Genomic DNA, 5180 nt, shown 5'->3' on the forward strand with positions numbered 1-5180 from the left:
CCGCCACCGATGACAATCAGATGATATTTTTTATTTTCCATATTTGCTCCTCGGTATCGATGTCTTCCAATTGAGGGAGACATGAAACGTGAAGTTCCAGTTTTTCCGCGACTCGCAGGGTCTGCGCAAAAACACGTTCGGTACCCCAATCGATTCCGGTAAAAATCGCCGGATACGCACGCTTGCAACCGATCAGATAATAACCGCCGTCTTTTGCCGGTCCGAGCACAAGATCGGCTTTCTCCAAATCATCAAAAGCCTTCAGAATGAGAGAACGATCCACATCAATGCAATCGGTTCCGATCAAGACGGCATGGTCGGTTTCCGTCAAGGCTTGGATGAAGGCCTGCTTCATCCTTTCACCGAGATCACCGCCGGATTGGGGTTTAAGGTGGCTCATCTGAAGCCACGACTGAAATCTCTCTCTCAACTCCGGAGGATCGTAGCACAAGACTTGGGCGAACTCCCCATTGCAAGGCCTCGTATTCTTCACCACGATTTCGACCATCGTCTTGTAAGCCGAAGCCGCATTGGCCGCTCCGATCGTTTGTGCCAAACGGCTTTTGACTTTACCAATCTCAGGATACCTGGCGAACATCAGAAGTTTTTTCATAAAGTTTTTTCCATTCAGGCCAGGCCTGGCGAGTCCACCGTCGGGCATAATCCCAAGTGAGCCTTGCCCAACCTGTCTCGGCATAGCGACGGGCGCTCGTGTAGAGCGAGGCACCGGTGCACCGAAGTGGGACTCTCTTTTGCATGGCCCGCCACACGAAAAGATGATCCTCCCCGTAAGGAACATTTTCGGGGAAACCACCCATTGTCTCGAAAACTTCTTTTGCTACGGCAAACCCCTGATCGCCGAAAGGTAGACCCATGAGTCGCGAGCGAATCCAACAACCGATTTCATTGATGCACATCAGTGGCGGCCCATCGGGCAAAAATCTTAAGTGGAAATAATGAAGGGCATGTGGATTTTCGCCCAGTGATCCGAGCAAAGCGGCGAGAGTTTTTGACGAGAGCCTGGAGTCGGCATGCAAAAACCACAGGAAATCACGCGTCGCGTTTCGTGCTCCCTCGTTGAGTTGTTGGGCGCGTGATGAGCCTTGAACCACGATCAACTCCGCCTCTTTTTCAATCGGTCGAAGATCTCCCAAGAGCGCTTCGAGCGCGTTTTCGCCTGGTCCGACAGGAATGATGATCGAGATGTCTCTGAAAGTAATCATAAACCTTTAACAGCACCCTTGGTTGGATGGAGGCTCGTCTGAACCGATTGATCCTTTCGGGCCACAATCAAATAAACCGTAGTGAGTCGATAGATCCCCTTCAACGCGGAAGTGCGGTGCATATCGCGTTTGGGTCAGCATGGCCGCCGTGTTGCTGCAGACGAGCACGGGCCTTCCTTTTTCAAAGAGGTGGTGATCATCCAGAGGGAAGGCTTGCGGACATTGGGGGATGGTCCCCAGGTAATAAGCCACCTGACCATAATCCTCACAGCGATCTTCCAACTTCAGCTTGAAGGCCCGAACGGTCACCGAATAAAATGAAATGCCCCCCAGTTGATGCTCAAGCCCAGGGTTTTCGATAGTAAGTTTTCTTTGTGTCACCACACGATGATCCAGGCACCCCACATCCATCATGAGTCTTCGGAAATCCTCGGCATACAACGCACCACCAAGGCACTCGCCGACCAATGTCGGATCTTTTGCCAGATGTGCTGGTATTCGCCGGTCGGAAAAGATATCCGCGAAATAGAGTTCCCCGCCGGGTTTCAACACGCGGAAGATTTCGGAAAAGACCCGCCGTTTTTCCGGCGAGAGATTGATGACACAATTGGAGACCGCGACATCAATGGACCCGGTCTTGATCCCCAATCCCTCAAGGTCTTCGATGTACCCGTTCAAGAATTCCACGTTACTCTTTTCGTGTCCGAAGGTTTGAGCGTGATAGTCGACATACTTCTTGGCAATCGCCAATTGTTCCGCCGTCATATCGACACCGATCACCTTGCCTTCCGGTCCCACGAGTTTGGAAAGGAGGAAGGTATCCCGCCCCGTTCCGCAACCGAGATCCAAAACCGTTTTTCCCTCCAACGCCGCAGGGATTGGCGAGCCGCAGCCGTAAAATTTCTCCAACACCTCCGGATGAATCTGTCTGAGGATGGGTTTCAGATGTGCGGGCATGGCATCCAGCGTGCAACAGGCGTTGGTTTTCAGGTCAGCATTGGTTTTGAGAGTCTTCCCGTAATATTGTTTTACCGTTTCCAGAGTTTGATGATTGTCCGTCATATAAGTTCTCCTCCACAAGATGACCCGGCCCCCGCCGTACAGCCAAAGCAATGGTTGGCAAAGGCGATGGGAGTCCCAAAGATTTGATCGAAGGATTCAATGTCCCAGATCGTTCGATGTTTTCTTCCAATGGGAATCTCCAACATCTGGTTAAAATCGCAATCGTAGATTTTCCCATTCCACCCGATGGAAATCAGATTTCGGCACATGACGCTCGAAGCCGCAGCGGCATTGAAACCGTTCACCAGCAGCGTCATGTATTCTTCATATTTATTTTCTCTGACCAACTGATCCAGGAATCGCTTGATCGGCATGTTGGTGATCGTGAGAAGACGGTTGAACTCGATGTCGAAGAGTTCGCGCAGTTCTTTTTTGTAATCGAGTTCGAGCTTCTCTTGTGAGGGGGGCAAAAAGGCCCCCAGCGGATTGTAAACCAGATCGAGTTCGAGTCCCGAATCGTTCTTCCCGTAACCGAGCTCATTCAATAACCGCAAGGCGCGGATACTTTTATCAAAGACACCGCTGCCTCGCTGAGCATCCACATTCTGCTTGGAATAACACGGGAGAGAGGCCACGATCTTCACTTGATGTGTTTTCAGAAAATACACGGTTTCCTCCTGACCCTTTTCGAAGAAGACCGTCAGGTTGCATCGGTCGATCACTTCCTTGTTCCGCTTTCTGGCTGCTGCAACCAAGGTGCGAAAATGCGGATTGAGTTCAGGCGCGCCTCCGGTGATATCGACGGTATGAATGGTGGGTGAGAAATCAAGGAGTTCAATCAAACGGTCCACCGTTTTCTTCTCCATGATCTCGGTCCGTTTGGGACCGGCCTCCACATGACAATGATGACAGGCCTGATTGCAGAGCTTCCCGACGTTCACCTGTAAAATTTCCAGTGGTTTTCGTGTGATGTCGATCCGATGTTCAGCCAGTTTGTTTTCAAATGAGGGGATTGGCTGGCTCATACAATCACCTCCCTTAACAGCAAAAAGAAAACGCCACTCAAGATCATGGCGACTGGTAAAGTGATCAACCATGAGGCGATGATGCTACTAATCGTTTTTACGTGGGCCTTTGACGTGGCCGCACCGATTCCAAAGAGAGCACCACAGGAGACATGGGTCGTGGACACCGGCATCCCTAAACGGGAAGCAAAGATAACAAGGAAACTTGTGACCAAATTCGCGAGAAGTCCTTCGGCGTGATTCAACTCCGTAATGTCATGGGACATCGTTTCAGCCACCTTTTTGGCATGCAGGATTCCCCCGACTCCGATAAAAAGACCCACAAGCGTCATGGCCAAGAGCGGATTAAAATAACCGCCTACCAACAAAATAGCGACGATCTTCGGCGTGTCATTTAAGCCCCTCGCAAAACTCACCGCCCCGGCGGATAAGTAGTGAAGGGCATCCAAGAGCGATCCCACATCGATTCCAAAAACATGTCCCTGATAGCGTTCCACACATTGTGCTTTCGTGCCCACGGTGACTTCGATTCCCGATGTGACGGTCATGAGGGCCTGTTCCGTCGAAATCCCTTGCGGAACAACACCTAAAACCTTGGTTCCCACACAAAGACAATTCTCTTTGGTGATGTTCAAAAAACGACCCGTTTTTCTGATGAGAGGGTAAAGAGCCATTGCTCCCAAAATCGCGAGCACCGGACTGATCAAAAGAGGGAGAAAAAAAGTGCCGAACACCTGGCCAAGATGGATTCCCGCTCCCGACGCTACAAATCCCGCACCGATCAAGGATCCCACCAAAGAGTGAGTGGTGGAGATGGGGAATCCGAAACGGGTGGCAAGCCACACGGTCGTTGCCGCCGCGAGTCCGACGGCCAACGGAAAACTTTTGAGTTCGAGGATGTGATTCGGCACCAAGTCTTTGCCGCTAAAGGCAACGATCAACCCTTTGGCCAGGAGTACGGCAGTGAGTGAACCGAGGAGCGTTGTGATCGTCGCCCAGGCCAATGCCTTGTTATATGTGGTGGTGCCGCTCCCATAAAGAGTGGCAACCCCCTTGAAATTATCATTGGCTCCGTTGGCATGGGCCAAGAATATTCCGATGAACAGACTGAGCAACACGAATGACATCTTTTACCTCTCCCTCATGAAACGGCGCATGATCGACAAGACTCTTTGGTAGACGAATAAACAATCCCGACGATTGCACCGTAAACTAAATGACCGATCAGACTCCCGAACGCCGGTGCGAAGGCCCCTGAAAACAACCCCATTCCCATCATCGGCATGACAACAACTTGTGCCATAAGCCAGGGAGCCAGTCCATAAAGCGCACCGCGAAGGATGGCGGGGCCCGGCAGTCGCCCCTGAACGAACGCATAGCCGAAAGAGAGCACCGTTCCGACCATGAAGTGGGCGATCCATCCCAACACGATTGCCCCTCCCATTTGACTGGCCAGCATGCCGGGGATATCCATCTTGGGGAGCCCCATCATCGGAGCCCCGAAGGTTGCCACGATGGTGATTGCGACGGTCCCCAGTACGCCTGCGAAAACCGCCTTTTTGATATTGATCTGCATAACGCCTCCTTTTTCTTGGTTTTTTTGCCTCTACTTGGGTTGGATGTTGTGGTAAGAAAAACCTCTCTAAAAATGTCACTTTCTTTTAACAAAGATTTTTCCTCGTCTCCTGCATCTCACCTTAATGAAGGGGAGCTCATTCGCGGACTTACTCGAAAAGAGGAATGGGCTTACCGCCAACTGATCGATCAATGGTCGGACAAACTGTACCGGCTGGCGTATCGATTTTTAGGGAAAAAAGAAGAGGCCGAGGAAATCGTGCAGGAGGTACTGCAAAAAGTGGTGGAAAAGATCGATACCTTTCAAGGGGATTCATCCCTGTACACATGGATGTATCGTATCGCCGTCAATCAG

General features: G+C 51.1%; 7 protein-coding genes. 1 reads left to right on the plus strand and 6 read right to left on the minus strand.

All coding sequences use genetic code 11. From position 1 onward, the window contains the following. Positions 1-16: 16 nt before the first annotated feature. From HY696_09845 to HY696_09870, 6 genes are read right to left on the minus strand one after another with little or no spacing between them, the layout of a single operon-like run. Positions 17-613 carry a TIGR04282 family arsenosugar biosynthesis glycosyltransferase gene (locus HY696_09845; protein MBI4238701.1) on the minus strand — a complete coding sequence of 199 codons (597 nt, stop codon included), beginning with the start codon at positions 611-613 and terminating at the stop codon, positions 17-19. Then, entirely contained in the window at positions 579-1223 is a 645-nt protein-coding gene (locus HY696_09850) for a glycosyl transferase family 2 (GenBank protein ID MBI4238702.1), read from the minus strand. The genes HY696_09845 and HY696_09850 overlap by 35 nt, the downstream gene beginning before the upstream one ends. Positions 1224-1229: 6 nt before the next feature. Continuing rightward, the gene (locus tag HY696_09855) at positions 1230-2285 is read right to left on the minus strand and encodes a methyltransferase domain-containing protein (protein ID MBI4238703.1); all 1056 of its coding nucleotides are present in this window, start codon (positions 2283-2285) and stop codon (positions 1230-1232) included. Next, the gene (arsS, locus tag HY696_09860; GenBank protein MBI4238704.1) at positions 2282-3250 is read right to left on the minus strand and encodes an arsenosugar biosynthesis radical SAM protein ArsS; all 969 of its coding nucleotides are present in this window, start codon (positions 3248-3250) and stop codon (positions 2282-2284) included. The genes HY696_09855 and arsS overlap by 4 nt, the downstream gene beginning before the upstream one ends. Then, on the minus strand, positions 3247-4377 hold the full coding sequence (locus HY696_09865; protein ID MBI4238705.1) for an inorganic phosphate transporter: 1131 nt from the start codon (positions 4375-4377) through the stop codon (positions 3247-3249). Before HY696_09865 ends, arsS begins: the two co-directional genes overlap by 4 nt. A 14-nt stretch (positions 4378-4391) precedes the next feature. Next, the gene (locus HY696_09870; GenBank protein MBI4238706.1) at positions 4392-4826 is read right to left on the minus strand and encodes a hypothetical protein; all 435 of its coding nucleotides are present in this window, start codon (positions 4824-4826) and stop codon (positions 4392-4394) included. Positions 4827-4874: 48 nt separating this feature from the next. Here HY696_09870 and HY696_09875 point away from each other — a divergent pair. After that, positions 4875-5180, plus strand: a 306-nt coding sequence (locus HY696_09875; protein MBI4238707.1) for an RNA polymerase sigma factor, incomplete at its 3' end; no start/stop codon positions are given.

It is taken from the genome of Deltaproteobacteria bacterium, from assembly GCA_016210045.1.
In the GTDB taxonomy this organism is placed as follows: domain Bacteria; phylum UBA10199; class UBA10199.

Bases quoted from the DNA above. Each gene is read 5' to 3' on its own strand.
- arsS (MBI4238704.1), bottom strand. From the start codon at position 3,250: ATGAGCCAGCCAATCCCCTCATTTGAAAACAAACTGGCTGAACATCGG.
- HY696_09870 (MBI4238706.1), bottom strand. From the start codon at position 4,826: ATGCAGATCAATATCAAAAAGGCGGTTTTCGCAGGCGTACTGGGGACC.
- HY696_09845 (MBI4238701.1), bottom strand. From the start codon at position 613: ATGAAAAAACTTCTGATGTTCGCCAGGTATCCTGAGATTGGTAAAGTC.
- HY696_09865 (MBI4238705.1), bottom strand. From the start codon at position 4,377: ATGTCATTCGTGTTGCTCAGTCTGTTCATCGGAATATTCTTGGCCCAT.
- HY696_09850 (MBI4238702.1), bottom strand. From the start codon at position 1,223: ATGATTACTTTCAGAGACATCTCGATCATCATTCCTGTCGGACCAGGC.
- HY696_09855 (MBI4238703.1), bottom strand. From the start codon at position 2,285: ATGACGGACAATCATCAAACTCTGGAAACGGTAAAACAATATTACGGG.